Origin of the sequence: Brevibacterium sp. NPDC056726, from assembly GCF_042790515.1 — a bacterium.
Lineage (GTDB): Bacteria > Actinomycetota > Actinomycetes > Actinomycetales > Brevibacteriaceae > Brevibacterium > Brevibacterium sanguinis.
In genome coordinates this window covers 60761-84473 of sequence record NZ_JBHTYZ010000008.1, presented here as the reverse complement: position 1 = coordinate 84473, position 23713 = coordinate 60761, and the positions used below count along the sequence as shown (strand labels likewise).

The following is a 23713-nucleotide window of genomic DNA, read 5'->3' as shown; positions in this document are numbered from 1 at the left end:
CCCCGGCTGCGGTCAGCGCTCACGGCAGCGATCCGCGCTCCCGGCTGCGATCCGCGCTCCCGGCAGCGGTCTCGGATAGGGTTGAGGTGTGAACGATCGCCCCGAGACCCCGCCCACTGCCGAACCGAGCGCCTGGAACCTCCCCAATGCCCTGACGGTGGTGCGGATCCTCCTCGTTCCCGTCTTCCTCGTCCTCCTCCTCAACGACGGGGGACAGGACCTCACGACGCGGTGGTGGGCGCTCGCGGTCTTCTTGCTGGCGATGGCCACGGACAAGATCGACGGCGACCTCGCCCGCAAATACAACCTCATCACGAACTTCGGCAAGATCGCCGACCCCATCGCCGACAAATCGCTCATGGCCGCGGCCCTCATCGGGCTGAGCATCGTCGGCGAGCTGCCGTGGTGGGTGCCGGTCATCATCCTCGTGCGCGAACTCGGCATCACCGTGCTGCGCTTCTTCATGATCCGCATCGCCGTCATGCCCGCCTCCAAGGGCGGAAAGCTCAAGACCGTCCTCCAGACCGTCGCGATCGGGCTGTTCCTCCTGCTCAAGCCGCTCGCGTTCATCGTCCCCGTGCCCGTGGCGATGGTCCTCATCGTCGTCGCGTGGGTCGTCATGGCCGCCGCGATCGTCGTCACGATCGTCACCGGCATCGACTACTGCATCCAGGCGGCGCGGTTGGCCCGCACCGCCCATTCCGGCGCCGAGGCGACCGACCGTCCCGCCTCCGACGGGACGTCTGCGGGAGGCTCGGTCCGGCAGCCCGGCCACGGCGATGCCGGCGGGCCCGGATCGGGACCGGACGGGGCCGAGGATTCCGAGGGCCCGCGGACCGGCGATGGCCGGTGACCTGCTCGCGGAGTCCCGGGAGATCATCGCGACCTGTGCGCAGCTGGGACTCTCGGTCGCCTCGGCGGAATCCCTGACTGCCGGCCGATTCGTCTCCACCCTCGTCGACGTCCCCGGCGCCTCCGCGGTCGTTCGCGGCGGCCTCGTTACCTATGCGACCGACCTCAAGGCGAGCCTCGCCGGCGTCGACGCCGACCGCCTCGAGGAGACGGGACCCGTCGACGAGGTCGTCGCCGCGCAGATGGCCGTCGGCGCCGCCCGCGCCTGCGTCGCCGACATCGGCGTCTCCTGCACGGGAGTCGCCGGACCGGACCCGCAGGACGGCAAGGAGGTCGGCTTCGTCTACACGGCGATCGCGTTCGGCTCCCGCGCCCACGTCGTCGAACACCGCTTCACCGGGGATCGGGAGGCGATCCGGTCCGCCACGGTCGCGGCCATGGTCGAGCGCCTCGGCGAGTTCGTCGCGAAGCTCGCATTCGGACCCGACCCGGGCACGGGAGGGGTGGGAAGCGGTGGGGCGGCTGCTGGTTCGGACTCTGCCGGTCCGGACGCCGTCGGCGCGGACACTGCCGGCACGGACACCGGCGCGGAATAACTTCCCTTGTGCGATGGTTGAGTGTTCAAGATGACATACGCACAGACATGCCACCGCGCCGGTTTCTCCGAAAGGACTGGCAATACCCCCATCTCACCCGCTCAGGTTGGCGCCCCCGCGCGACCGGGCTGTAAAGTTGAATCCACGATCGCGCGATCAAAGGGAGGGACGCACAATGTTACTGAGAGTTGAAATCGGCGATGCCCTGCGTTCCGCTCGCCGCCGTCAAGGACGGACGCTGCGCGATGTCTCCACGGGAGCCAGCGTGTCGCTCGGCTACCTCAGCGAGATCGAACGCGGACAGAAGGAAGCCTCCTCGGAACTCCTCTCCGCGATCTGCGAAGCTCTTGAGCTGCCGGTCTCGGCCCTGCTCAGCGAGGTCTCGGACCGCTTCGCCCTCGAAGAGGGTGTCGCCATCCCCGACACCATCCCGCAGGAGCTCTCGGACAAGATCCTCGGCCACCCGGGCGGTTACCCGACCCCGCGGCTGGCTGCCAAGCCGTAATGCGCCACACGCTCTACTGGACCCTCATGAACGAGGAGTTCGGGGAGGCGCGCGCCGCATCCCTCCACACCGACCTCACCCTGAGCAGCCTCGGCTCGGTGACCGCCGCCGAGGCCTTCCGCCAGGGCATCGAACCCCGTGACATCTGGATCGCCGTGTGCGATTCGATGGGCGTGCCCGAATCGCGGCGTCTCGGCAAGGAGAAGCCGCGGTCCCGGCCGTTCTGAGCCGCTGAGCTTGGCGGCGATGCTGGCTGGTGTGGCCGGCGCGCAGGGGTGCCGACAATCTTCGAACGACACGCCGCGACATTTCGAACACATGTTCTTATATCGGCTATGATGGTGAGCGAATCACGGGACCTGTGACCACGAGTGGCCGGTTGTCCACAGGGGAGATCGCTTCCCTGTCGTCATGTCAGTGCCATCTTCTAGCCTTGGTCTCACAGTTTGCGAACACTTTAGGAGAGGTCATGGCGCGTACACCCAAGAACCTGCAGATCCCCACCGGCGGCGACAAGTCCAAGGCGCTCGACGCCGCACTCGGCCAGATCGACCGCAACTACGGCAAGGGCGCGATCATGCGCCTCGGCGAGGGAGTCCGGGAACCCATCGAGTCGATCCCGACCGGCTCGGTCGCCCTCGACATCGCGCTCGGCATCGGCGGTCTCCCGCGCGGCCGCGTCGTCGAGATCTACGGACCGGAGTCCTCCGGCAAGACGACGGTCGCCCTCCACGCGGTGGCGAACGCCCAGAAGGCCGGCGGCATCGCCGCGTTCATCGACGCGGAGCACGCGCTCGACCCCGAGTACGCGAAGAAGCTCGGCGTCGACACCGATCAGCTCCTCGTCTCCCAGCCCGACACCGGTGAGCAGGCGCTCGAGATCGCCGACATGCTCATCCGCTCCGGCGCACTCGACATCATCGTCATCGACTCCGTCGCCGCCCTCGTGCCGAAGGCCGAGATCGAAGGCGAGATGGGCGACAGCCACGTCGGCCTCCAGGCCCGCCTGATGTCGCAGGCGCTGCGCAAGATCACCGGTGCCCTCGCCCAGTCGAAGACCACGGCGATCTTCATCAACCAGCTCCGTGAGAAGGTCGGCGTCTTCTTCGGCTCCCCGGAGACGACCTCGGGCGGCAAGGCACTGAAGTTCTACGCCTCCGTGCGCATCGACGTCCGTCGCATCGAGACCCTCAAGGAGGGCCAGGATGCGATCGGCAACCGGACGCGGGCGAAGATCGTCAAGAACAAGGTGGCCCCGCCGTTCAAGCAGGCCGAGTTCGACATCCTCTACGGCCACGGCATCTCCCGCGAAGGCAGCCTCATCGACATGGGCGTCGACAACGGGATCATCCGCAAGTCCGGTTCGTGGTTCACCTACGACGGCGACCAGCTGGGCCAGGGCAAGGAGAACGTCCGCAACTTCCTCCGCGACAACCCCGGCCTCGCCGAGGAGATCGAGCTGAAGATCAAGCACAAGATGGGCCTCATCAAGGTCGAGGACGAGGCCCCCGATGCCGCTGCCGCCGAGGAGACGGACGACGTCGAGATCTCGTGACCGTGTGCCGGACCGCGCGACCTGTACGCGGAGTCGGTACGACCTCATGACCTCATGACTGGGGGAGACCCATGACCGAAGAGCGCACTCCCGATACTCGCCGTTCAGACGAGCCCGGGCCCGAACCCGCTCAGCTCAGCGCCCTGCGTGCGGCGATTTCCGACCTCGAACATCGTCACGCGCAGGGGGAGTCGGGGTTCTTCGCCGGGCTCGCCGAGGCGGGCGATGCCGCCGCGCAAGCGGGGGATGATGTCGCGCCGGCGAGAGATGATGTCGCCGAGGCGGGGGACGGACTCGCGGCGGCGGGGGAGCAGCCCGCTCGGGCCGATGTTCCTTCTCTCGCCCCCGACGTCGGGGACTCCCCGGAGTTCGCCGAGTCCTATGCGAAGGCGAAGAAGACGGCGCTCAACATGCTCGCGATGCGCGACCACTCGAGCACCGAACTGCGGGAGAAGCTCGCGAAACGCGACTTCGATGCGGCCGCGATCGACCGGCTCATCACCAAGCTCGAACGCTCGAACCTCCTGAACGACACCGAGTTCGCCCGCCGCTTCGCCAAGGCCCAGCGTGAGGGGAAGAAGCTCTCCCGGTCGGCCCTACGCCGGCAGTTGAGCCGGAAGGGCATCGACGAGGACACGATCGCCGGTGTCGTCGACGAGGTCGACGGCGGAGCCGAAGGTGAGGAGAGCCTCGCTCGCGACGTCGCCGAGAAGAAGGCGCGGTCGACCCGCGGCCTCGACCACGAGGTGCGCGAACGCCGGATCCTCGGGATGCTCGCCCGCCGCGGGTTCTCCTCGACGATCTGCCTCAAGGTCACCCGCGAGGTGCTCGCCGAGGGCTGAGTCGGCGACAGCGGAGTTACGGGCGCGGCGGTAGAATGGTGGGGCCATGACTGAACTCATCGACGCCCCGCACACCACCGACGCGCATGCGCGCAGCTACGAGGTCAAGACCTACGGCTGCCAGATGAACGTCCACGATTCCGAACGCCTCTCCGGCCTCCTCGACGACGCCGGATACGTCCGCGCCGACGCCGACGCCCAGGCCGACGTCGTCGTCTTCAACACGTGTGCGGTGCGGGAGAACGCCGACAACCGCCTCTACGGCAACCTCGGTCGACTCGCGAAGGTCAAGGAGAACCACCCCGGCCTCCAGATCGCCGTCGGCGGCTGCATGGCCCAGAAGGACCGCGACACGATCGTGAAGAAGGCCCCCTGGGTCGACGTCGTCTTCGGCACCCACAACATGGGGTCGCTGCCCGCGCTCCTCGAACGCGCCCGGCACAACGACGAAGCCCAGGTCGAGATCCTCGAAAGCCTCGACATCTTCCCCTCGACCCTGCCCAGCCGCCGCGAATCCCAGCACTCCGGGTGGGTGTCGATCTCCGTCGGCTGCAACAACACGTGCACGTTCTGCATCGTCCCCAGCCTCCGCGGCAAGGAGAAGGACCGCCGTCCCGGCGACATCCTCGCCGAGGTCGAAGCCCTTGTCGCCGACGGGGTCGTCGAAGTCACCCTGCTCGGGCAGAACGTCAACTCCTACGGCGCCGAATTCCGTGACAAGGGCGCGTTCGCCAAGCTCCTGCGCGCCGTCGGCAATGTCGAGGGCATCGAACGCGTGCGCTTCACGAGCCCGCACCCCGCGGCCTTCTCCGACGACGTCATCGACGCAATGGCCGAGACCCCGACCGTCATGCCGCAGCTCCACATGCCCCTGCAGTCGGGTTCCGACCGGATTCTCAAGGCGATGCGCCGGTCCTACCGGACGAGCCGTTTCATGCGCATCCTCGACACAGTCCGGGAGCGGATCCCGCACGCCGCGATCACCACCGACATCATCGTCGGCTTCCCCGGCGAGACCGAGGAGGACTTCGCCGGCACGATGGACATCGTCCGTCGCGCCCGATTCTCCCAGGCCTTCACCTTCCAGTACTCGATCCGTCCCGGCACGCCCGCGGCCACGATGCCCGACCAGCTGCCCAAGGAGATCGTCCAGGAGCGGTTCGAACGCCTCATCGCCCTCCAGGACGAGATCGCGTGGGAGGAGAACAAGGCGCTCATCGGCACCGAGGTCGAGGTCCTCGTCACGAGCCTGCCGAACGCCGACTCCCCGCGACTGAGCGGACGCGCCGCCGACAACCGGCTCGTCCACGTCTCGCCGCCGGCCGGCAACGAGCTGCCGCGCCCCGGAGACTTCGTCACGGCAACGGTCACCGACGCGAAGCCCTACTTCCTCCTCGCCGACTCCGGCGTCAGCGTGCGGCCGTCGCGGGCCGGAGACGCCTATGATCGCGCACAGGCCGACAGCTGCGGCACCCCGACCGCAGGAGTCACCCCCGGCGGCGCCACCGTGCTCGGAATGCCGACGATCCGCCCGCGCACCTGAGATGCGACGCCTCGCGCTCATCCCGGCCACCCCCGTGCTGCTGTCGCACATCGACCGCACCGAACCCCGACGCTCCACCGCAGCCCGCGCAGCGATCCTCGACATCCTGGCGACCGCCTCGGCGTGGGCCCTGCCGGTCGACACCCTGCCCGTCCTCCTCGGACTCGGCGGCTTCGGCATCGACCGCGGCATCGACACCCGCACCGGAGACCTCCTCGAGGCAGACGCCTGGGTCGACGCCGTAACCGCCCTGGGCGAGGACGAGCGCGACGCCTGCCGCACCGCGCATCCCGGCCTGGCCATCGCCGCACTCCACGCGCACGAGGTCGGCGTGACCATCGGAGCGGCCGGCACGAGCGAGGACGTGCTCGCGCCCATCGACCTCTCCGGTGCCGCCTCGGCGGATGCCCCACTCGCCCCCGTGCCCAGGGCGAGCGACTTCGACGCCGACGTCGCCGCCGCGATCGCACGCTGGGACACCCCGGCCCTGCGCACCGCCGTGAGCGGCGCCCGCGCCGTCCACGCCGACCTCGACCTCCTCGGCGCCGCCCTCGAGCACCACGAGGCCGGCACCCCGGGGACCCGCGAGGTGATGATCGTCCACGACTCGACCGTCCACGACGTGCGCACCCTGTGCGCCGTGGCCGAAGGCTGAGATGACCGCCCCGGCACCGATCATCTCGATCGTCGGCGCGACCGCGACGGGCAAGTCCGACCTCGCCCTCGACCTCGCCGAACGCCTCGACGGGGAGATCATCAACTCCGATTCCATGCAGTTCTACCGGGGCATGGACATCGGCACCGCGAAGCTGCCGGTGACCGAGCGCCGCGGGGTGCCCCATCACCTCATCGACATCCTCGACGTCACCGAGGAGGCCACGGTCCAGGCCTTCCAGACCGCGGCCCGGGAGGCGATCGCCGACATCCGGACGCGCGGGCGGCGCCCGATCCTCGTCGGCGGCTCGGGCCTCTACGCCCGCGCCGCGACCGACCACATGGAGTTCCCGGGCACCGACCCTGCGGTGCGCGCCCGCCTTGAGGCCGAGGTCGCCGCCGACCGGTGGGCCGCCCACCACCGACTCGCCGACCTCGATCCGGTCGCCGCAGAGAAGATCGGCACCGGAGACGCACGCCGCATCGTCCGCGCCCTCGAGGTCATCGAACTCACCGGCCGGCCCTTCAGCGCTTCCCTGCCCGACTACACGGAGATCGAACCGACGATCCACCTCGGCCTCGGCGTCGATCGGGCGACCCTGCACACACGCATCGCCACCCGCGTCGCCCGGATGTGGGAGGCCGGCTGGGTCGACGAGGTCCGCACCCTGCTCGGCCAGGGGCTCGCCCGCGGTCGCACGGCCTCCCGGGCGATCGGGTACGCGCAGATCCAGGAGCATCTCGCGGGCACGATGAGCGCGGCCGCGGCCCAGGAGTCGACGACCGTGCGCACCCGCCAGTTCGCCCGCCGTCAGGACACGTGGTTCCGCCGCGACCCGCGCATCACCTGGATCGACATGAGCGAGGCAGGGGCAGCGGCACCGGAGTCCCCGGGGTCACCGCTGAGCCGGGCACTGGAGATCGTTAGGATGGAGGCATGACCTCACCGTTCGCCGCACTCTCCGGCACCCGCTTCCACAAGGGGCATGGCACCGAGAACGACTTCGTCCTCCTCGACGACGACAACGGTGACCTCACGCTCCACCCCGAGACCGTCGCGCTGCTCGCCGACCGGCAGACCGGGCTCGGCGGCGACGGCGTCATCCGCATCGTCCGCTCCGCCGACAGCGGCATCCCCGGCGCCGCCGACCAGGCCGCCGCCGGTGCCGAATGGTTCATGGACTACTACAACCACGACGGCAGCCTCTCGGAGATGTGCGGCAACGGCGTCCGCGTCTTCGCCCACGCCCTCGTCACCACCGGGCGCGTCCCCGCTGACGCCCCGGAGATCAAGGTCGCCACCCGCGACGGCATCAAGACCGTCCGCACCACCCTCAACCCCGCCCTCGGTGAGACCGACCCCGCGACCGAGGCCTCGACCGCGCGGATCCCCGGTTCGCCCGAGGACGCGTGGTACACCGTCGACATGGGCGCGTGGTCACTCGACGACCGCGCCGAGGTGCTCGTGACGACCGACGGCATCGACGTTGCCCGTCCGGGACTGTCCGTCGAGACGGGCAATCCGCACACCGTCGTGGCACTCGCCGAGGCGGCCGAGCTCGCCGCCGCCGACCTCCGCGACTACCCCGTCCTCGACCCGGTGCCGCCGCACGGGTCGAACGTCGAGTACATCGTCATGGAACCGGCCCGCAGCGACGTCGCCGGCGGGGAGGGCGCCCTGCGAATGCGCGTGTCCGAACGCGGCGTCGGGGAGACCCGATCGTGCGGGACCGGTGCGTGCGCGGCCGCGATCGCCGCCCATCACTGGGCCGGTGCGGCCTCGCCCCTGCAGTGGCGCGTCGACGTTCCCGGCGGTCGCCTGCGCATCGGCATCACCCCTGATCAGACCGGGACGGCCGGAACCGTCACGCTGGCCGGTCCCGCGGTCCTCGTCGCAAGCGGCACCCTCGACTGAGATTCGCGGACGCTCGACGCCGGAAGGCACACCGTGTCCGCACTCGCATCAGTCCCGGTGGATCGTGAGGATCCGGAACCCTTTCGCCGAGGCGGTGCGCTCAGCGGTGAACCCCTCACCGAGCATCGTGGAGATCCAGCCGAGAAGGGAGTCGGCGCCGAGGTTCTTCGACACGACGAGGTCCGCGCGCCCACCGGGGGCAAGACGGGGCAGCCACGTCTCCAGCAGCTCATGGAGGGCCTCCTTGCCGATCCGGATGGGCGGATTCGACCGGATCGTCGAGAACTCGAGGTCCGCGGGGATCTCGTCTGCGGTGACGGGACGGATCGTCTCGAGTCCGAGGCGGGCGGCATTGCCCGCCGTCGATTCGAGTGACCGGGAGTTGACGTCGAGGGCCCAGATGCGGACGTCCACCTCGGCGTCGGCAGCCTGGAACGCGGAATGGAGCGCGATCGGACCCCACCCGGCCCCGAGATCGAGAAGATCCCCGGGGGCGGGCGCGGGAAGGTGCTTGAGGAGCACAGCGGTGCCGGGGTCGAGTCGAGTGGGGGAGAAGGTCCCGCTCATCGTCTCTACGGTCACGGTGCGACCGGCGAGGTCGAGGGTGATCTCCCGGCGCTTCGCGTCGCTCGTCGGGCTCTGCGTGAAATAGTGCTCTGCCACGGTTGCAGTCTAGTCGGCTGTGGGAGAATAGAACGACGTCGGAATGCGTTGCACAGAATGCAGACGACAACGACACACGAACAAAGGAATGAATGACGTCCACCGACAAAGAGCGTCGAGATGCCATGCTCGACCGCGTCCTCGCCAGAGGTGCTCAGGCGCTCAGCCCGCAGGGAACCCCCGCTGACGAGGACTCCCAGTTCGATCTCGCCGAGCGTGCCGCCCTGCGGCGCGTCGCCGGACTCTCCACCGAACTCGAAGATGTCACCGAGGTCGAATACCGCCAGATCCGGCTCGAGCGCGTCGTACTCGCCGGACTGTGGAACACCACACTCGACGAGGCGGAGAACTCGATCCGCGAACTCGCCGCGCTCGCCGAGACCGCAGGTTCCGAAGTTCTCGATGCGATCGTCCAGCGCCGAGAGAAGCCGGACCCGGGCACGTACCTCGGCAAGGGCAAGGCCGCCGAGCTCAAGGAGATCGTCGAAGCCGTCGGCGCCGACACCGTGATCATCGACTCCGAACTCGCCCCCAGCCAGCGGCGCGGGCTCGAGGACGTCATCAAGGTCAAGGTCGTCGACCGCGTCGCGCTCATCCTCGACATCTTCGCCCAGCACGCGAAGTCCCGCGAGGGCAAGGCCCAGGTCGAGCTCGCGCAGCTCGAATACCTCCTGCCGCGTCTGCGCGGCTGGGGTGAGTCGATGTCCCGTCAGGCCGGTGGCCGGGTCGCCGGCGGTGCCGGCATCGGTTCGCGCGGTCCCGGTGAGACGAAGATGGAGCTCGACCGCCGCCGGATCCGTACGCGGATGGCGAAGCTGCGCCGGGAGATCGCCGGCATGGCGCCGGCCAGGGACACGAAGCGGAAGAACCGCAACCGCAACCACATCCCGTCGGTGGCGATCGTCGGGTACACGAACGCGGGCAAGTCCTCCCTGCTCAACCGGCTCACCGACGCCGAGGTGATGGTCCAGAACGCCCTGTTCGCGACCCTCGACCCGACCGTCCGGCAGTCGCGGACGGCTGAGGGCATCACGTTCACGTACACCGACACCGTCGGCTTCGTGAGGAACCTGCCCCATCAGCTCGTCGAGGCGTTCCGGTCGACGCTCGAGGAGGCGGCCGACTCCGATCTGCTCCTCCACGTCGTCGACGCCTCGCACCCGGACCCGCACGGGCAGATTCACGCCGTGCGCGAGGTCCTCGGCGACGTCGAGACCGGTGACATCCCCGAACTCCTCGTCTTCAACAAGGTCGACCTCGCCGACGAGAACGTCGTCACCGCGCTGCGCGCCGAATACCCCGGAGCGCGATTCGTCTCCGCGGCGACGGGGGAGGGCATCGCCGAGCTCGTCGAGACGATCGAGGAGAAGCTGCCCTCGCCGAACATCGAGATCACCGTCCTCATCCCGTATGAGCGCGGCGACCTCGTGTCGAAGATCTATGCGCTCGGCACCGTCGAGCACGAGGAGCACGGCGCCGGCGGCACGGGCATGCAGGCGAAGGTCCCGGCCGAACTCGCCGCCGAACTCGAGGAGTTCCGCAGGCCCGACCTGGTCATCGGCGAGTGAGCACGGTCTCCGATCTGCTCCAGACCGCGGTCGGGGCGATCGGTGGGGCGCCCCGTGAGGGGCAGACCGAGATGGCCGAGGCGGTCACCTCGTCGCTCGACAAGAACATCCACCTCCTCGTCCAGGCGGGCACGGGCACCGGCAAATCGCTGGCCTACCTCGTGCCCGCCGCCGAGTACGCGAGCCGCACCGGAGGGACGGTCGTCGTCTCGACGGCGACGCTGGCACTGCAGACGCAGATCATCCACCGGGACCTGCCGCGCCTGTTCAAGGCGCTGAAGAAGACGCTCGACCCGCTGCCGAAGGCCGCGCTGCTCAAGGGGCGGCGCAACTATGTGTGCAAGCACAAACTCGAGGGCGGCTATCCCGACGAGGACGAGGGCATGCTCTTCGACCTCGGCGCCGATGCCGCCGCCGGCCGCCGACCCGCCGACCGGTCCGGCCTCGGTGAGGAGATCCAGCGGATTCGGACGTGGGAGAAGACGACGGACACCGGCGACCGGGACGATCTGCTGCCAGGTGTTAGTGACAAGGCGTGGGCGCAGGTGTCGGTCAACGCGTTCGACTGCCTGGGGTCGAACTGTCCGCTCTTCACCGAGTGCTACGCCGAACAGGCGCGGACCGCGGCCTCGGAGGCCGACATCATCGTGACGAACCACGCGCTGCTCGCGATCGACGCGTTCGGGGAGAATTCCGTCCTGCCCGAACACGACGTCATCATCATCGACGAGGCCCACGAACTCAAGGACCGCGTGACGAACGCCCTGTCCGGCCAGATCAACACGGGCATGCTGTCGGCAGCCACCTCGGCGGTGCGGAAGAACACGACGGTCGAGGACGGGGTCGTCGCGATGCTCGACACCGCCTCGGCTGCCTTCGAACGCGCCACCGCCGGTGTCCAGGAGGGGCTCATGCTCTCCGTCGCCGAGCCGTTGGCACTCGCCCTCACGCAGATCCGCGACTCCGCCCGGCAGATCATCAACGACATCGGCGGACGCGGGGAGGAGGCCGATGCGGGCCGGCAGATGGCCAAGGCCCGGTGCCAGGAGATCTTCGAACTCGCCGAGCGCTTCTGCGACCCCGGCAAGAACGACGTCGTGTGGCTGAGCCGCAGCACCTTCCGCGAACGCGAGACGACGAACCTCGTCGTCGCTCCGCTGAGCGTGGCCGGGACGATGCGCAACGGGATCTTCGAGGACTCCACCGTCGTCGCGACCTCGGCGACGCTCGCCCTCGGTGGGAACTTCGACGCCGTGGCCGCCTCGCTCGGGCTCTTCGGACCGGATGCGCCGAGGTGGGACGGCCTCGACGTCGGCTCACCCTTCGACTACGGCCGGCAGGGCATCATCTACGTCGCCTCTCACCTGCCCAAACCCGGTCGCAGCGGGCTGAGCGAGGAGGCGCTGGCCGAACTCGAAGCGCTCGTCACCGCGTCCCGTGGCGGGGCGCTCGGACTCTTCTCCTCGAAAGCGGCAGCGAATGCCGCCGCCGAGCATCTGCGAGCCAAGGTCGATGTTCCGATCCTCCTCCAGGGCGAGGACGGTCTGCCGTCGCTCGTCTCCCGGTTCGCCGCCGACGATGAGGCATGTCTGTTCGGGACGATGTCACTGTGGCAGGGCGTCGACGTGCCCGGGAGGACGAACCGGCTCGTCATCATCGACCGGATCCCCTTCCCGCGTCCGGACGATCCGCTCATGCAGGCGCGGGCCCGCGACGCCGACAAGCGCGGTGTCAACGGGTTCATGGCGGTGAGCGCGACGCATGCCGCTCTGCGCCTGGCCCAGGGCGCCGGACGCCTCATCCGCTCGACAGCTGACAAGGGTGTCGTCGCGGTGCTCGACTCGCGGCTGCGCTCGGCCCGGTACGCCGGCTACCTCGTCAACTCGATGCCGCAGATGTGGCCGACGACCGACGCGCAGCTCGTTCGCACCGCCCTCGGCCGGCTCGCCGACGCGAAGGACGACGACGCAGCCAAGGGATGAGGTCCGCGGGGCCGGGTGGTACAGTTCGCGCCATGGCGCGCAAACGGAAGAAGAAGCCCCAGCGGAAACATTGGCTGGCGAGTCTCCTCACGGGTCTCGCCCTTTTCGCCGCCGGGGGCATCGGGCTGCTCATGGGCGCCACTTATCTCAACGTCTGGCCAGTTGTGGCCTTCGTTCTCGGCGGTGCTGCCATGGTGCTCACCCTGGTCTTTCTGCTCGGAATGGGCGACTCGACGCAGGGCTATCCGACTGCCGACTCCCTGACCGATGTGCAGAACGGTCTGTGAACGATCCCAGTCTCTGATTCGGCTGCGCCGCAGATCCGTCGCGCGGTTTCGCACGCACAACCCTCAGTGGCAGTCACCCCGCGCAGCTTCGCACCCCCTACGTGGAGCCGCTGATCCACCGCGTGCACGGGTTGTCGGTGCGGCTGCGTGTGCGGGATTCGAAATCTGAGCCCGCCGAGGCGGTCGAAAGGCACCCGGAGCGCGACGACCACCGCGGAGCCGCTGATGCACCGTCCAGATTCGTAGGCCCTACGCGGAGCCGCTGACGCACCGCGTGCACGGGTTGTCTGTGCGGCTGCGTGTGCGGGATTCGAAATCTGAGCCCGCCGAGGCGGTCGAAGGGCACCCGGAGCGCGACGACCACCGCGGCGCCGCAGATCCGTCGCGGAGCTTCGCACGCACAACCCGGAGTGGCACACACACCGCGCAGCTTCGCACCCCCTACGCGGAGCCGCTGATCCACCGCGTGCACGGGTTGTCTGTGCGGCTGCGTGTGCGGGGTTCGAAATCTGAACCCGCCGAGGCGGTCGTGCCCTGCCGCCGAGGCGGTCGTCCGCGCCCAGGGACCCTGCGGAACGCACGAGTGCCCCCGACCGTGACCGGTCGGGGGCAATCGTCGCCGGGCGCAGGCAGTGCTCGAGCAACCGAACTCTGCAGATAGCGCCCGCGATATGCGCAGTCGCTCCGCGCAGGCCGTGCCCGGTAACAGCTCTCAGAGGCGGCGAATGACGGCGACGACGAGACCCATGATCTGCGCATACGTGCCGTCGATGGGGTCGTAGTCCTTGTTCTGCGGGAGCAGCCACTGGCGCCCGGCCTTGCGCTTGAGCGTCTTCACCGTCGCCTCGCCGTCGAGGAGGGCGGCGACGATCTGCCCGTTGTCAGCGGTGTGCTGCTTGCGCACGACCACCCAGTCATCGTGGCAGATGGCCGCCTCGATCATCGAATCGCCGACGACCTTGAGGAGGAACATCTCGCCGGAGCCGACGACCTGCGTCGGCAGGGAGAAGACGTCGTCGACCTCCTGCTCGGCGAGGATCGGACCACCGGCGGCGATGCGGCCGACGACCGGAACCTGGACGGTGTTGTTGGCAAGCTCTTCGTACTTCGCGCGCTCCGCCTCCTCCTCTTCGAAGGGATTGACGACCTCGATCGCCCGGGGGCGCTTGGGGTCGCGACGGACATAGCCGAGCCGCTCGAGCTGCGAGAGCTGATGCGCCACGCTCGAGAGCGATGCGAGCCCCGCGGCCTCGCCGATCTCGCGCATGCTCGGCGGGTAGCCGTTGGTGACGACGGCGCGTTCGATCGTCTCGAGGACGAGCCGCTGCCGGGGGGAGAGCCGGAAGTCGCCGGCTCCGGTCGGCCCGTCGGGGATCTCGACCTCGTCCTCTTCGCTGCGCGCAGCCGCGATCTCGCTGGCCACATCCTCGTTGCGCGGCCTGCCTCTGCCTCGTTTGTTCTGCACCATTGCCTCTTCCCCTTCGTTCTAATCCCACCGGTCGAAGCGCTTCGAGAGATCTCGTGTCAGTGCCGCCTGGGATGGTTGTTCGAGATCGATCAACAACGCTGGTTCTCGCTCATTGTCTCATAAATGTTCGAGATGGACTGGACATTTGTTCGATTGGCATGTTGAATAGAACAGACGTTCTACCCATTGCGGGTGGAATCGTACGAAGAAAGAGGTAAAGCGATGTCTGAGAAGAATCACGAAATGCGTCTGACCGTCCGCGGCCGCCGCGCCGTGCGCCTGCTCCGCACCGCCCTGTGCGCTCTCGCCATCATCGGCGGAACGCTCTTCATCTCCACCCAGACGTTCACCGCCGAGGCGGTCGCTGAGGGAGAGGTCGTCGGAGTCGCCGCTGACGCCGTCGTCGTCGGCGAGGGCGAGTCGCTGTGGACCGTGGCCTCGAACCTCGGCCTCGACCGCGACACCCGTGAGGTCGTCGCCGACATCGTCGAGCTCAACCACCTCGACAGCCCCGTCGTCCACCCCGGGCAGAGTCTCGACGTTCCCCAGCGCTAAAATCGGTGTGTGGGAAACATCGACTCTCTGCCGGTCCGCTCCGACCTCGTCGGTCAGCAGCCCTACGGCGCTCCGCACCTCAACGTTCCGGTGCAGCTCAACGTCAACGAGAACGCCTATCCGATCCCCGAGGTCGTCACCGAGGCGATGCGCCGGGCCGTCGACGGCCACCTCGCCGGACTCAACCGCTACCCCGACAGGGAATTCACGGCGCTGCGTGAGCACCTCGTCACCTACCTCGACGGCGTCAACGAACGGGCGGTTGGCTCGGTCGACCTCGTCCCGGAGATGATCTGGGCGGCCAACGGCTCGAACGAGGTCCTCTCCCACATCGTCCAGGCCTTCGGCGGACCCGGACGCACCGCTCTCGGCTTCACCCCGAGCTACTCGATGCACCCGCTCATCACGACCGGCACCGGCGCGACCTGGGTGGCGGCCTCCCGTGACGAGGAGTTCGAACTCGACGCCGCATCCGTCGCCGCCGAGGTGGCCCGCGTCGATCCCGACATCGTCTTCCTCTGCACCCCGAACAATCCGACCGGCACCTCGATCGGCCTCGACGTCATCGCCGCCGCATACGAGAACTGCCGTGGAATCGTCATCGTCGACGAGGCGTACGCCGAGTTCTCCCGACCCGCCCTGCCCTCGGCGATGACCCTGCTCGAGGGGCGACCGCGCCTCGTCGTCTCCCGGACGATGAGCAAGGCCTTCGCCTGCGCGGGACTGCGGCTCGGCTACGCGATCGCGGCCCCCGAAGTCATCGACGCGCTCCGCCTCGTCCGGCTGCCCTACCACCTCTCCGACATCACCCAGGTCCTCGCGTGCACGGCGCTCGATCACGCCGATCTGCTGCTCGGCAACGTCGACCGGCTCATCGACTCGCGCACGGCCATCGCTGAGCGCCTCGCCACCCTCGGATTCACCGTCTACCCGAGCGATTCGAACTTCGTCCTCTTCGGCAACATCGCCTCACCGGCCGACCTGTGGCAGCAGCTCCTCGACCGCGGAATCCTCATCCGCGACATCGGCATTCCCCACCACGCCCGGGTCAACGCCGGCACCGAAGCGGAGACGAACGCGTTCCTCGCCGCCCTCGACGACATCGTCGCGACCGCACCGGACACGCTGCTCAGCCATCGCTGACGCCCATCGGAGACCGCCACCACCGCCTCGGCGACGAGACCGCCGATGCTCTGTGGCGAGACCGCTGTGCACGATGCGGACGGGGACTGAGACAATGGACAGCGGCGCACCCATGCGCCGCGTGATGACCAGAGCGAAGAAAGGCTCACTATGAGGAAGGCCCAACGCGACCGATCGACATCCGAGTCGACCGTGTCCGTCGCCCTCGATCTCGACGGCACCGGCAGAGCAGACATCTCGACGACGGTGCCGTTCTTCGACCATATGCTCACCGCACTGGCGAAGCACTCGCTCATCGACATGGACATCAGCGCCTCCGGCGACACCGACATCGACGTCCACCACACCGTCGAGGACACCGCGATCGTCATCGGGCAGACCATCGCCGAAGCACTCGGCGACAAGGCCGGCATCCGCCGCTACGGTGCCGCCTTCGTCCCGCTCGACGAATCGCTGGCCCGCTGCGTCATCGACATCTCCGGCCGCCCCTACTTCGTCCACCAGGGCGAACCCGACGGGCAGCAGTACCACCTCATCGGCGGGCACTTCACGGGCTCGATGACCTCCCACGCCCTCGAGTCGATCGCGTTCCACGCCGGACTCACCGTCCACCTCGACCTGCTGCGCGGTCGCGACCCGCACCACATCGTCGAAGCCCAGTTCAAGGCTTTCGCCCGCGCCCTGCGCGAAGCCGTCGAACCCGACGGCCGCACCACCGCTGTCCCGAGCACCAAGGGAGTCCTGTGAGCACCACCGTCGTCGTCACCCCGTTCGGCGTCCCCGACCAGCTCGCCGCCGCGTGCGTGCTCTCGAACATCTCCGGCACCATCGTGCCCATCGGCGACTTCACCGGTATCGTGCTCTCCGACACCGGTGTCGAAGCCGGCAACGAGGCGGCCGCTGCGATCTCGAAGCTCGCCGGCAAACACGAGGTCCTCCTCCTCGTCCGCAGCGACGAGCAGATCGACGCCGGCCACTTCCGGCACGGGGCACGCGAATCCGATGTCCCGGCCGGACTCGCACTGCGCAACCTCCCCGACGTCACCGAGCAGATCCTCCTCGAAACCGTCACGCCTGAGGAGGTCGAGGGCAATATCCCGACCTCGTCGATGTCGAAGCTCCAGGCGAGCGCGGCGACGATGACGCCGGGACGGGCCGCGCTCGCACGCACCGCGCTCATGTGGATCGTCGTCGCCGTCCTCGCCGGTCTCGTCCTCGCCTTCGGCGTCACCGTCGGCCTCGGCGGCAACGCTGTCGCCTGGATCGTCGCCGTAGTCGGGGCGATCGTCCTCGGGTTCTCGCTGTGGCGGATCTCCCGCGTCCTCTCAGGAGGGCAGCGCTGATGACGACGATCGCCGTGCTCGACTACGGCGCCGGCAACGTCCGCTCCGCCGTGCGCGCCGCCGAGGCCGCCGGTGCCGACGTCACCCTCACCGCCGACCACGCGGTCATCGACGCCGCCGACGGCCTGCTCGTGCCCGGAGTCGGCGCGTACTCCGCCGTGATGCGCGGGCTCGAATCCGTCGGCGCCGTCGATCTCATCCGCGACCGGCACGCCGCCGGTCGTCCCCTGCTCGGCATCTGCGTCGGCCTCCAGGTCTTCTTCTCCCGCGGACGCGAGCACGGGGAGGAGACCGAAGGCATCGGCCTGTGGCCCGGTGAGGTCACCGCGCTCGACGCGCCGGTCGTGCCCCACATGGGGTGGACGGGCGTGACAGCGCCCCCCGGTTCGCAGATGTTCGCCGGCATCGAGGACGAGAAGTTCTACTTCGTCCACTCCTACGCCGCCACTGAGCACCCGCCCGGGACGCTCGTGACGACCGCGACCCACGGCGGGGACTTCGTCGCCGCCGTCGAGGACGGGACGACGTGGGCCGCCCAGTTCCATCCGGAGAAGTCCGCGACCGCAGGTGCCGGACTCCTGCGCAACTGGATCGCGACGTTCTCCGCAACGCCCAGCGATCCCGAGTCGCCCGACAATCCAGGGTCGCCCGACAGCCCCGGTTCGCCAGGAGCATCCGCGCCGAACGACTGACCCGCACGCCCCGGGACCGGCCCGGTCCCGGAATCACTGACTCAGCGTCGCATCCACCACCGCACCACCGACTGCGACCCAGGAAAGGCCACCATGACTGACAAGCTCGTTCTCCTCCCCGCCGTCGACGTCGCTGACGGCAAAGCCGTCCGCCTCGTCCAGGGCGAAGCGGGCACGGAAACCGACTACGGCTCACCGATCGACGCCGCCCACGACTTCGAGGAGCGCGGCGCCGAATGGATCCACCTCGTCGACCTCGACGCGGCGTTCGGTCGGGGATCGAACTCCGATCTCCTCAACCAGGTCGTCAAGGCCGTGGGCATCAAGGTCGAACTCTCCGGCGGCATCCGCGACACCGAAAGCCTCGAGAGGGCGCTTGACACCGGGGCCGAACGCGTCAACATCGGCACCGCGGCGCTCGAGAACCCCGAGTGGACGGCCGAGATGATCTCCCGCTTCGGCGACCAGGTCGCCATCGGCCTCGACGTCCGCGGGCAGACGCTCGCCGCCCGCGGATGGACGAAGGACGGCGGGGACCTCTTCGAGGTGCTCACCGGCCTCGAGGAAGCCGGCTGCGCCCGCTACGTCGTCACCGACGTCCGCAAGGACGGCACCCTCCAGGGACCCAACCTCGACCTGCTCGAATCGATGTCGACGCGCACCGACAAGCCGATCACCGCCTCCGGCGGCGTCTCGAGCCTCGATGACCTCCGCAGCCTCCGCAGTCTCGTCCCCGCCGGCGTCGACTCCGCGATCGTCGGCAAGGCCCTCTACGCCGGGCAGTTCACGCTCGAAGAGGCCCTCGACGTCGCGGGACGCTGAGACCGTGTCGACCGATTCGGCCGGCCAGCCGTGGGAGGGCCGCAGCCTCGCCCCGAACCCGTTTTCCGGGGACACCGGTGAGGCCGACGCGGCCCTGCTCACGGCCCTCGAGACCGTGGCCGGGGCACCGCTCGACCCCGAGGCCCACCGCGGCGTCGTCACGGCCCTGTCCGGCACCCGCCTCTACGCGCCGATCGTGCCCCTGGCCATCGACCACGGCGTCGGGGAGAACGGGCTCATGGTCGACAACTCCTCGGACATGGCGATGGTCCGCCTCCAAGCCGCCGACGGTCGCGAATGCACGCCCGGGTTCTCCGCGATCCCCCCGCTGACGGCCTGGCACCCCGAGGCCCGACCCGTGCCGATCGAAGCCGAGCGCCTCGTCCTCGGCGCCGTCGAAGCCGAATCCCAGCTCGTCGTCCTCGACCCCGGAACCGCACGGTCGTTCCTGTTGCGGCGTCCCGCGCTGTTCGCGTTCGCGCAGGGCCGTCCGTGGACGCCGTCGTGGGCCGACGCCGAGGTGGGACAGGCGATCGCGACGATCGCCGAGGCCTTCCCATGGCTGGCGACGATCAGTCTCAGCCCCGGCAGCGCCCGCGTCCACGTCGAAGGACCGGAACTCGGCATCCGCCTCGGCGTCCGCGGTGACGTCGACGACAGCGAACTCGACCGGTTCCAGCATGCGCTGGCCGTCGATGCGCTCATCATCGACCGCGTCGACTCCCTCGCCCTCCAGCTCACCGCGGCCTAGCGCCTGGCTGTGGGCTTCGGGTCTCCTATGCTTGAGTGACATGAGCCCCCTGCGCGATCTCAGCCGCCCCGCCGTTCCCGACGAGTCCTACCTCGACCACATCTCCGCCGAGACGCAGGCCCGCGCCGGCGCGGCAGGGGAGTGGACCGACACCTTCACCGGCGCCCCGACGACGAGCACCGAGGCGATCGCGGAGGGACTCGAGACCGTCGGCGCCGACATCACCGAACTCCTCCGCACCATCCACGGCCTCGCCGAGACCGCGTACGAGGAGCACGAATCCGTCGCCGCGATCGCCGCCGTCCTCGCCTCCCGCGGCATCGCCGTCGAGACCGGGCGCTACGGCGTCGACACGACCCTGCGCGCGACGACCGGCTCCGGTGAGGGCAGGACGATCGCCATCCTCGCCGAATACGATGCGCTGCCGGAGATCGGCCACGCGTGCGGCCACAACCTCATCGCCGCCGCCGCAGTCGGGGCGTTCCTCGCACTCGACGACCTCGCCAAGAGGGATCCTGCGGCCGTGCCCGGCACCGTCGTCCTCCTCGGCACCCCCGCCGAGGAGGGGCATTCTGGCAAGGAGGTCATGGCCCGAGCCGGTGCCTTCGACGGCATCGACGCGGCGATCATGGTCCACGGGTACGGCTACGACTGCGCCGACCAGGTGTGGCTCGGCCGTCGCCTCCTCGAGGTCACGTATACGGGAGTCGCCGCACACGCCTCGGCGCAGCCCTTCATGGGACGCAACGCACTCGACGCCGCGACCCTCTTCTATCAGGGCCTCGGCCTGCTCCGGCAGCAGATGCCGCCGATCTCCCGCCTCCACGCCGTCATCGCCGACGGCGGGACGAGGCCCTCGATCATCACGGAATCGGCGACCGTACAGTGCTACGTCCGCTCGAAGTACCCGGAGACGCTCAAGGAGCTCTCGCAGCGGGTCGAGGAGGCGGCGATGGGGGCGGCGCTGATGACCGGCACCGGGGTCGAGGTGACGTGGGATGAGCACCCGCCGTCGCTGCCGGTGCGCGGCAATGCGGCGCTGACGACGCGCTGGGCCCTCCACGAGGAGGAGCGCGGACGCTCACCGCTGCCGGCGGGCGTCCTCGACGAGTCGATCGCGGCCTCGACGGACTTCGGCAACGTCTCCTACCGGATCCCCGGCATCCATCCGCTCATCAGGACCGCCGACGCCGAGGTGGCCCTGCATACCCGGGAGTTCGCCGCTGCCGCGATCACCCCGGCCGCCGAGGCCGCGGCCCGCGACGCCGCCTACGGGCTGGCGTGCACGGCGCTCGACTACCTCGTCGACGATGCTCTCGCCGCCGAAGTCGACGCGGAGTTCACCCGCGCCGGCGGCGCCATCGACGTCGAGCACTACTTCGACTGAACGGGTTCAGCGCAACAGGCCGACGATCACCCGGCAGCCGATCCCGCCACGCGCCTGCCGTCGAGGAAGACGTGTGCGATCGTCGACCGGTCGGTGAAGCGGGTGGGATCCTCGAGCGGCGACGCCGTCCACGCGACGAGGTCGGCGCGCTTGCCCTCCTCGATCGTGCCGGTGACCTCGCCGAGGTCGCAGAGCTCCGCGTTGATCCGGGTCGCGGCGATGAGCGCGGCCTCCGGGGACTCGAGCTGCGAGCGCAGCTTCATCTCCTCGGCCCGGTTGACCTGGTTGAGTCCCGTGAGATCCGAGCCGAGACCGATGCGCACCCCGGCCTTCCTGGCTTCGCGCAGGGACGACTCCATCCCGGCGATCACCCCGTCGATCTGCGCGGAGAAGTCGTGTTCGACCCCGGAGGCGCTCGACCCGGTGAGGTAGACGTAGGCGGTGGCGAACGTCGGAACGAGGGAGACGCCGTTCTCGACCATGAGCTGCGCGGTCTCCGCGTCGATGCCGGTGCCGTGCTCGACGCACTTGACCCCGGCCTCGATGGCGGTGCGGATGCCCGTCGCGTTGTGGGCGTGGACCGTGACGTACGTGCCGCGGGCGGTCGCCTCGTGGACGGCCGCAGCGATCTCGTCGAACGTGAACTGGGTGGCCTCGACGTTGTTGCGGAAGCCGAGCACTCCGCCGGTCACGCACATCTTGATGAAGTCGGCTCCGCGGCGGAAGGACTCACGGACGTTCCTGCGGACCTCGTCGGGACTGTCGGCGAGCAGGGCGATCGTCCGCAGCCCCGGGATCGCATGGGTGTCGAAGTACTCGGTCGGCTCCCATTCGCTCGAGTAGTGGCCGTGCCCGCCGGTCTGGGCCTGGATCGGACCGGACTGGACGATCCGCGGGCCCCGGACGCGGCCGCTCGCGATCGCCTGGGGGACGCCGAGGTCGAGGCCGCCGCAGTCGCGCAGCGTCGTGAACCCCGCGTCGAGGGCCTCACCGCAGACGTGGAAGATGTCGGCGGCGAGGACGGCGACGGGCAGATCGTGGCGCAGGCTCGCATCGACGGGACTCGCCATGCCCGCATGCGTGTGTCCGTCGATGAGCCCCGGGGTGAGCGTCAGGCCGGCGGCGTCGATGACCTCGTCCCCCGCCTCGGCGGACCCTCCGATGCGATCGATGAGGCCATCGTCGATGCGGATTCCCGTGACCTCCCGCGGTGCGGTGCCCGGACCCTTGTCGGTCTCGTCGCCGGTGCAGGGAATCACAGTGGGGTTGGCCAGCCAGATCGCCATGGTTACCTCTGATCTCGTCGTTGAAACGGTGGTCGTGTCTCGATTATCTCGAGGTGCGGCCCGTGCGACTATCGCTGACTGTCGTGTTCGACGGTCTCCGGCCACGACAGCTGTCCAGTCGTGCGGAGCAGTTTTAGGCCGAGATGGGCGCTCAGCCGGTCACCGCCGCTGCCGAGGTCGAGGTCGGTGAGCTGTTCGATCCGCTTGAGCCGGTTGTAGAGGCTGCCCCGGTGGAGGTACATCGCCGAGGCGGTGGCGCGGACGTCGCCGGCGGCGTCGAGGTAGCGCTCGAGCGTCTCGGCGAGCTCGGGATGATCGGTGACGAGGGCGGCGATGACTGCGGCGACCGGGGTCGCCAGGGTCTCCGGGCTCGCCTCGGGCAGGAGTCCGTAGTAGCCGAGCTCGGCGAAGCGGCGCAGGGCGACCGGGGCGGTGTCGGTGGTCAGGGCGATGCGCGCGGCCGTCCGGGCGTGACGGTAGGCGGCGAACGTCGCCTCGGCGTCGCGGAGGTCGTCGAGGGCGTCGCCGAGGCCGATGCCGACCCGGGCGATGACGTCCTGGTCGGTGAGCTCGCCCCGCCACCACTGCCGCACCGAATCGTCGGGGAACTCCGCGCCGAGGAGGACGACGCTGTGGTCGGCGAAGTCGTGGAAGAGGCCCGGAGCCAGGGAGAACCAGTCGGTGAAGCGTTCGAGCATGAGCGCGGCGCTCATCCCCGTCTGGGCGGTGCTCGCCGAGGCGGTGGCGGTGAAGTCGAGGACGAGCAGGGTCGAGGCCTGGGCGCCGAAGAGCCTCTCCTGGGCGAGTGCCTCAGCGCCCTTGGTCCGCTCCTCCGCGTCGGGGGAGAGGGCATCGGCGAGGTGCTGTTTGAGGGCGGTGTCCCGGGCACGGCCGGCGTGGGCCTGTCTCCGCAGCTCCCGGCTGATCGAGGCGGCCGCCTCGGCGACGGTCTTCTCCTCCTCCGCACCGAGCGGGCCTTCGCTGCGGAGGAGCCAGATGAAGCCCAGGGTCCGACCATCGGCGCTGATGGGGTGGCCGTAGCGGGCGATGCGGGCGTCGAGGCTCTCGTTTGCTGCGACCTCGAAGAGCCCGGTGGCGTGACGGGCGCCCTGGGAGTAGATGAACTCCTGGAGCTGGGGTGAGACGCGGCGACGGAGCACCGAGTCGATGCGGGCCTGGTCGACGGCTCCCATCTGCCTCGAGTGGGCGATGTGGCGGATCGAGTAGTCGCTGACCGAGACGGTGCGCCCCAGCGCCGTGCTCAGGGCATCGACGATGGACTGGACCTCATCTTGCATGCCTCC

At 69.3% G+C, this 23713-nt stretch carries 25 protein-coding genes; 21 read left to right on the top strand and 4 right to left on the bottom strand.

Annotation, left to right across the window (positions count from 1 at the left end):
- Positions 1 to 88 precede the first annotated feature (88 nt).
- The 10 genes from pgsA (at position 89) to dapF (ending at position 8462) form a co-directional block, all read left to right on the top strand.
- Complete coding sequence (pgsA, locus tag ACFQ91_RS16840) at positions 89 to 853, top strand: CDP-diacylglycerol--glycerol-3-phosphate 3-phosphatidyltransferase (RefSeq protein ID WP_344251736.1); 765 nt, start codon at positions 89 to 91, stop codon at positions 851 to 853.
- Complete coding sequence (locus ACFQ91_RS16835) at positions 843 to 1448, top strand: CinA family protein (RefSeq protein WP_344251737.1); 606 nt, start codon at positions 843 to 845, stop codon at positions 1446 to 1448. Before pgsA ends, ACFQ91_RS16835 begins: the two co-directional genes overlap by 11 nt.
- Positions 1449 to 1584: 136 nt before the next feature.
- Positions 1585 to 1953 carry a helix-turn-helix domain-containing protein gene (locus tag ACFQ91_RS16830; protein WP_376870422.1) on the top strand — a complete coding sequence of 123 codons (369 nt, stop codon included), beginning with the start codon at positions 1585 to 1587 and terminating at the stop codon, positions 1951 to 1953.
- The gene (locus ACFQ91_RS16825) at positions 1953 to 2180 is read left to right on the top strand and encodes a DUF3046 domain-containing protein (RefSeq protein WP_137826353.1); all 228 of its coding nucleotides are present in this window, start codon (positions 1953 to 1955) and stop codon (positions 2178 to 2180) included. The genes ACFQ91_RS16830 and ACFQ91_RS16825 overlap by 1 nt, the downstream gene beginning before the upstream one ends.
- A gap of 242 nt (positions 2181 to 2422) precedes the next feature.
- Entirely contained in the window at positions 2423 to 3508 is a 1086-nt protein-coding gene (gene recA / locus ACFQ91_RS16820; protein WP_344251738.1) for a recombinase RecA, read from the top strand.
- A 71-nt stretch (positions 3509 to 3579) separates the two neighbouring features.
- Positions 3580 to 4350, top strand: coding sequence for a regulatory protein RecX (locus ACFQ91_RS16815; protein ID WP_344258293.1), 771 nt, complete (start codon positions 3580 to 3582; stop codon positions 4348 to 4350).
- A gap of 46 nt (positions 4351 to 4396) precedes the next feature.
- Positions 4397 to 5893, top strand: a complete 1497-nt coding sequence (gene miaB / locus ACFQ91_RS16810; protein WP_344251740.1) for a tRNA (N6-isopentenyl adenosine(37)-C2)-methylthiotransferase MiaB — start codon at positions 4397 to 4399, stop codon at positions 5891 to 5893.
- 1 nt (position 5894) lies between these two features.
- Positions 5895 to 6548, top strand: a complete 654-nt coding sequence (locus ACFQ91_RS16805) for a hypothetical protein (RefSeq protein WP_344251741.1) — start codon at positions 5895 to 5897, stop codon at positions 6546 to 6548.
- Between the two features lies 1 nt (position 6549).
- The gene (gene miaA, locus ACFQ91_RS16800) at positions 6550 to 7488 is read left to right on the top strand and encodes a tRNA (adenosine(37)-N6)-dimethylallyltransferase MiaA (RefSeq protein WP_344251742.1); all 939 of its coding nucleotides are present in this window, start codon (positions 6550 to 6552) and stop codon (positions 7486 to 7488) included.
- Complete coding sequence (gene dapF / locus ACFQ91_RS16795; RefSeq protein WP_344251743.1) at positions 7485 to 8462, top strand: diaminopimelate epimerase; 978 nt, start codon at positions 7485 to 7487, stop codon at positions 8460 to 8462. The genes miaA and dapF overlap by 4 nt, the downstream gene beginning before the upstream one ends.
- 48 nt (positions 8463 to 8510) lie before the next feature.
- Here dapF and ACFQ91_RS16790 read toward each other — a convergent pair whose 3' ends face one another.
- A complete protein-coding gene (locus ACFQ91_RS16790) occupies positions 8511 to 9125 on the bottom strand; it encodes a methyltransferase (protein ID WP_344251745.1) in 615 nt (204 codons plus the stop codon).
- Positions 9126 to 9217: 92 nt separating this feature from the next.
- Between ACFQ91_RS16790 and hflX the strand changes: the two genes are divergently transcribed.
- The 3 genes from hflX to ACFQ91_RS16775 are packed head-to-tail and all read left to right on the top strand — an operon-like array spanning position 9218 to position 12962.
- Positions 9218 to 10693, top strand: coding sequence for a GTPase HflX (gene hflX, locus ACFQ91_RS16785; RefSeq protein ID WP_137825264.1), 1476 nt, complete (start codon positions 9218 to 9220; stop codon positions 10691 to 10693).
- Positions 10690 to 12675 (top strand): ATP-dependent DNA helicase, encoded by a 1986-nt coding sequence (locus tag ACFQ91_RS16780; RefSeq protein WP_344251746.1) that lies wholly within the window; start codon positions 10690 to 10692, stop codon positions 12673 to 12675. Before hflX ends, ACFQ91_RS16780 begins: the two co-directional genes overlap by 4 nt.
- Before the next feature lie 32 nt (positions 12676 to 12707).
- Complete coding sequence (locus ACFQ91_RS16775) at positions 12708 to 12962, top strand: hypothetical protein (RefSeq protein WP_211979063.1); 255 nt, start codon at positions 12708 to 12710, stop codon at positions 12960 to 12962.
- A gap of 712 nt (positions 12963 to 13674) precedes the next feature.
- Here the strand turns inward: ACFQ91_RS16775 and lexA are convergent.
- Positions 13675 to 14430 (bottom strand): transcriptional repressor LexA, encoded by a 756-nt coding sequence (gene lexA / locus ACFQ91_RS16770; protein ID WP_211979064.1) that lies wholly within the window; start codon positions 14428 to 14430, stop codon positions 13675 to 13677.
- A gap of 243 nt (positions 14431 to 14673) precedes the next feature.
- Here lexA and ACFQ91_RS16765 point away from each other — a divergent pair, with 243 nt between their 5' ends.
- From ACFQ91_RS16765 to ACFQ91_RS16730, 8 genes are all read left to right on the top strand, one after another.
- The gene (locus tag ACFQ91_RS16765; protein ID WP_249121048.1) at positions 14674 to 14985 is read left to right on the top strand and encodes a LysM peptidoglycan-binding domain-containing protein; all 312 of its coding nucleotides are present in this window, start codon (positions 14674 to 14676) and stop codon (positions 14983 to 14985) included.
- Positions 14986 to 14994: 9 nt separating this feature from the next.
- A complete protein-coding gene (locus ACFQ91_RS16760; RefSeq protein WP_344251747.1) occupies positions 14995 to 16128 on the top strand; it encodes a histidinol-phosphate transaminase in 1134 nt (377 codons plus the stop codon).
- A gap of 150 nt (positions 16129 to 16278) precedes the next feature.
- Positions 16279 to 16875: an imidazoleglycerol-phosphate dehydratase HisB gene (gene hisB, locus ACFQ91_RS16755; RefSeq protein WP_344251748.1), complete on the top strand. Its 597-nt coding sequence runs from the start codon at positions 16279 to 16281 to the stop codon at positions 16873 to 16875.
- Positions 16872 to 17471, top strand: a complete 600-nt coding sequence (locus tag ACFQ91_RS16750; RefSeq protein WP_344251749.1) for a hypothetical protein — start codon at positions 16872 to 16874, stop codon at positions 17469 to 17471. Before hisB ends, ACFQ91_RS16750 begins: the two co-directional genes overlap by 4 nt.
- Positions 17471 to 18163 carry an imidazole glycerol phosphate synthase subunit HisH gene (gene hisH, locus ACFQ91_RS16745; RefSeq protein ID WP_344251750.1) on the top strand — a complete coding sequence of 231 codons (693 nt, stop codon included), beginning with the start codon at positions 17471 to 17473 and terminating at the stop codon, positions 18161 to 18163. Before ACFQ91_RS16750 ends, hisH begins: the two co-directional genes overlap by 1 nt.
- A gap of 93 nt (positions 18164 to 18256) precedes the next feature.
- Positions 18257 to 18985 (top strand): bifunctional 1-(5-phosphoribosyl)-5-((5-phosphoribosylamino)methylideneamino)imidazole-4-carboxamide isomerase/phosphoribosylanthranilate isomerase PriA, encoded by a 729-nt coding sequence (priA, locus tag ACFQ91_RS16740; protein WP_211979070.1) that lies wholly within the window; start codon positions 18257 to 18259, stop codon positions 18983 to 18985.
- A gap of 4 nt (positions 18986 to 18989) precedes the next feature.
- Complete coding sequence (locus tag ACFQ91_RS16735; RefSeq protein WP_344251751.1) at positions 18990 to 19736, top strand: SseB family protein; 747 nt, start codon at positions 18990 to 18992, stop codon at positions 19734 to 19736.
- Between the two features lie 40 nt (positions 19737 to 19776).
- Positions 19777 to 21123 carry a M20 family metallopeptidase gene (locus ACFQ91_RS16730; RefSeq protein ID WP_344251752.1) on the top strand — a complete coding sequence of 449 codons (1347 nt, stop codon included), beginning with the start codon at positions 19777 to 19779 and terminating at the stop codon, positions 21121 to 21123.
- Between the two features lie 26 nt (positions 21124 to 21149).
- Here ACFQ91_RS16730 and ACFQ91_RS16725 read toward each other — a convergent pair whose 3' ends face one another.
- Together ACFQ91_RS16725 and ACFQ91_RS16720 are read right to left on the bottom strand one after the other, a co-directional pair.
- The gene (locus ACFQ91_RS16725; RefSeq protein WP_344251753.1) at positions 21150 to 22409 is read right to left on the bottom strand and encodes an amidohydrolase family protein; all 1260 of its coding nucleotides are present in this window, start codon (positions 22407 to 22409) and stop codon (positions 21150 to 21152) included.
- A 68-nt stretch (positions 22410 to 22477) separates the two neighbouring features.
- Positions 22478 to 23707, bottom strand: coding sequence for a helix-turn-helix domain-containing protein (locus ACFQ91_RS16720; RefSeq protein ID WP_344251754.1), 1230 nt, complete (start codon positions 23705 to 23707; stop codon positions 22478 to 22480).
- Between the last annotated feature and the right edge of the window lie 6 nt (positions 23708 to 23713).

What these genes read in the sequence shown, in the direction of transcription:
- ACFQ91_RS16835 (WP_344251737.1), top strand. Translation starts at nt 843, where the DNA reads ATGGCCGGTGACCTGCTCGCGGAGTCCCGGGAGATCATCGCGACCTGT.
- ACFQ91_RS16825 (WP_137826353.1), top strand. Translation starts at nt 1,953, where the DNA reads ATGCGCCACACGCTCTACTGGACCCTCATGAACGAGGAGTTCGGGGAG.
- recA (WP_344251738.1), top strand. Translation starts at nt 2,423, where the DNA reads ATGGCGCGTACACCCAAGAACCTGCAGATCCCCACCGGCGGCGACAAG.
- ACFQ91_RS16815 (WP_344258293.1), top strand. Translation starts at nt 3,580, where the DNA reads ATGACCGAAGAGCGCACTCCCGATACTCGCCGTTCAGACGAGCCCGGG.
- miaB (WP_344251740.1), top strand. Translation starts at nt 4,397, where the DNA reads ATGACTGAACTCATCGACGCCCCGCACACCACCGACGCGCATGCGCGC.
- ACFQ91_RS16805 (WP_344251741.1), top strand. Translation starts at nt 5,895, where the DNA reads ATGCGACGCCTCGCGCTCATCCCGGCCACCCCCGTGCTGCTGTCGCAC.
- miaA (WP_344251742.1), top strand. Translation starts at nt 6,550, where the DNA reads ATGACCGCCCCGGCACCGATCATCTCGATCGTCGGCGCGACCGCGACG.
- dapF (WP_344251743.1), top strand. Translation starts at nt 7,485, where the DNA reads ATGACCTCACCGTTCGCCGCACTCTCCGGCACCCGCTTCCACAAGGGG.
- hflX (WP_137825264.1), top strand. Translation starts at nt 9,218, where the DNA reads ATGACGTCCACCGACAAAGAGCGTCGAGATGCCATGCTCGACCGCGTC.
- ACFQ91_RS16775 (WP_211979063.1), top strand. Translation starts at nt 12,708, where the DNA reads ATGGCGCGCAAACGGAAGAAGAAGCCCCAGCGGAAACATTGGCTGGCG.
- lexA (WP_211979064.1), bottom strand. Translation starts at nt 14,430, where the DNA reads ATGGTGCAGAACAAACGAGGCAGAGGCAGGCCGCGCAACGAGGATGTG.
- ACFQ91_RS16765 (WP_249121048.1), top strand. Translation starts at nt 14,674, where the DNA reads ATGCGTCTGACCGTCCGCGGCCGCCGCGCCGTGCGCCTGCTCCGCACC.
- hisB (WP_344251748.1), top strand. Translation starts at nt 16,279, where the DNA reads ATGAGGAAGGCCCAACGCGACCGATCGACATCCGAGTCGACCGTGTCC.
- hisH (WP_344251750.1), top strand. Translation starts at nt 17,471, where the DNA reads ATGACGACGATCGCCGTGCTCGACTACGGCGCCGGCAACGTCCGCTCC.
- priA (WP_211979070.1), top strand. Translation starts at nt 18,257, where the DNA reads ATGACTGACAAGCTCGTTCTCCTCCCCGCCGTCGACGTCGCTGACGGC.
- ACFQ91_RS16730 (WP_344251752.1), top strand. Translation starts at nt 19,777, where the DNA reads ATGAGCCCCCTGCGCGATCTCAGCCGCCCCGCCGTTCCCGACGAGTCC.
- ACFQ91_RS16725 (WP_344251753.1), bottom strand. Translation starts at nt 22,409, where the DNA reads ATGGCGATCTGGCTGGCCAACCCCACTGTGATTCCCTGCACCGGCGAC.
- ACFQ91_RS16720 (WP_344251754.1), bottom strand. Translation starts at nt 23,707, where the DNA reads ATGCAAGATGAGGTCCAGTCCATCGTCGATGCCCTGAGCACGGCGCTG.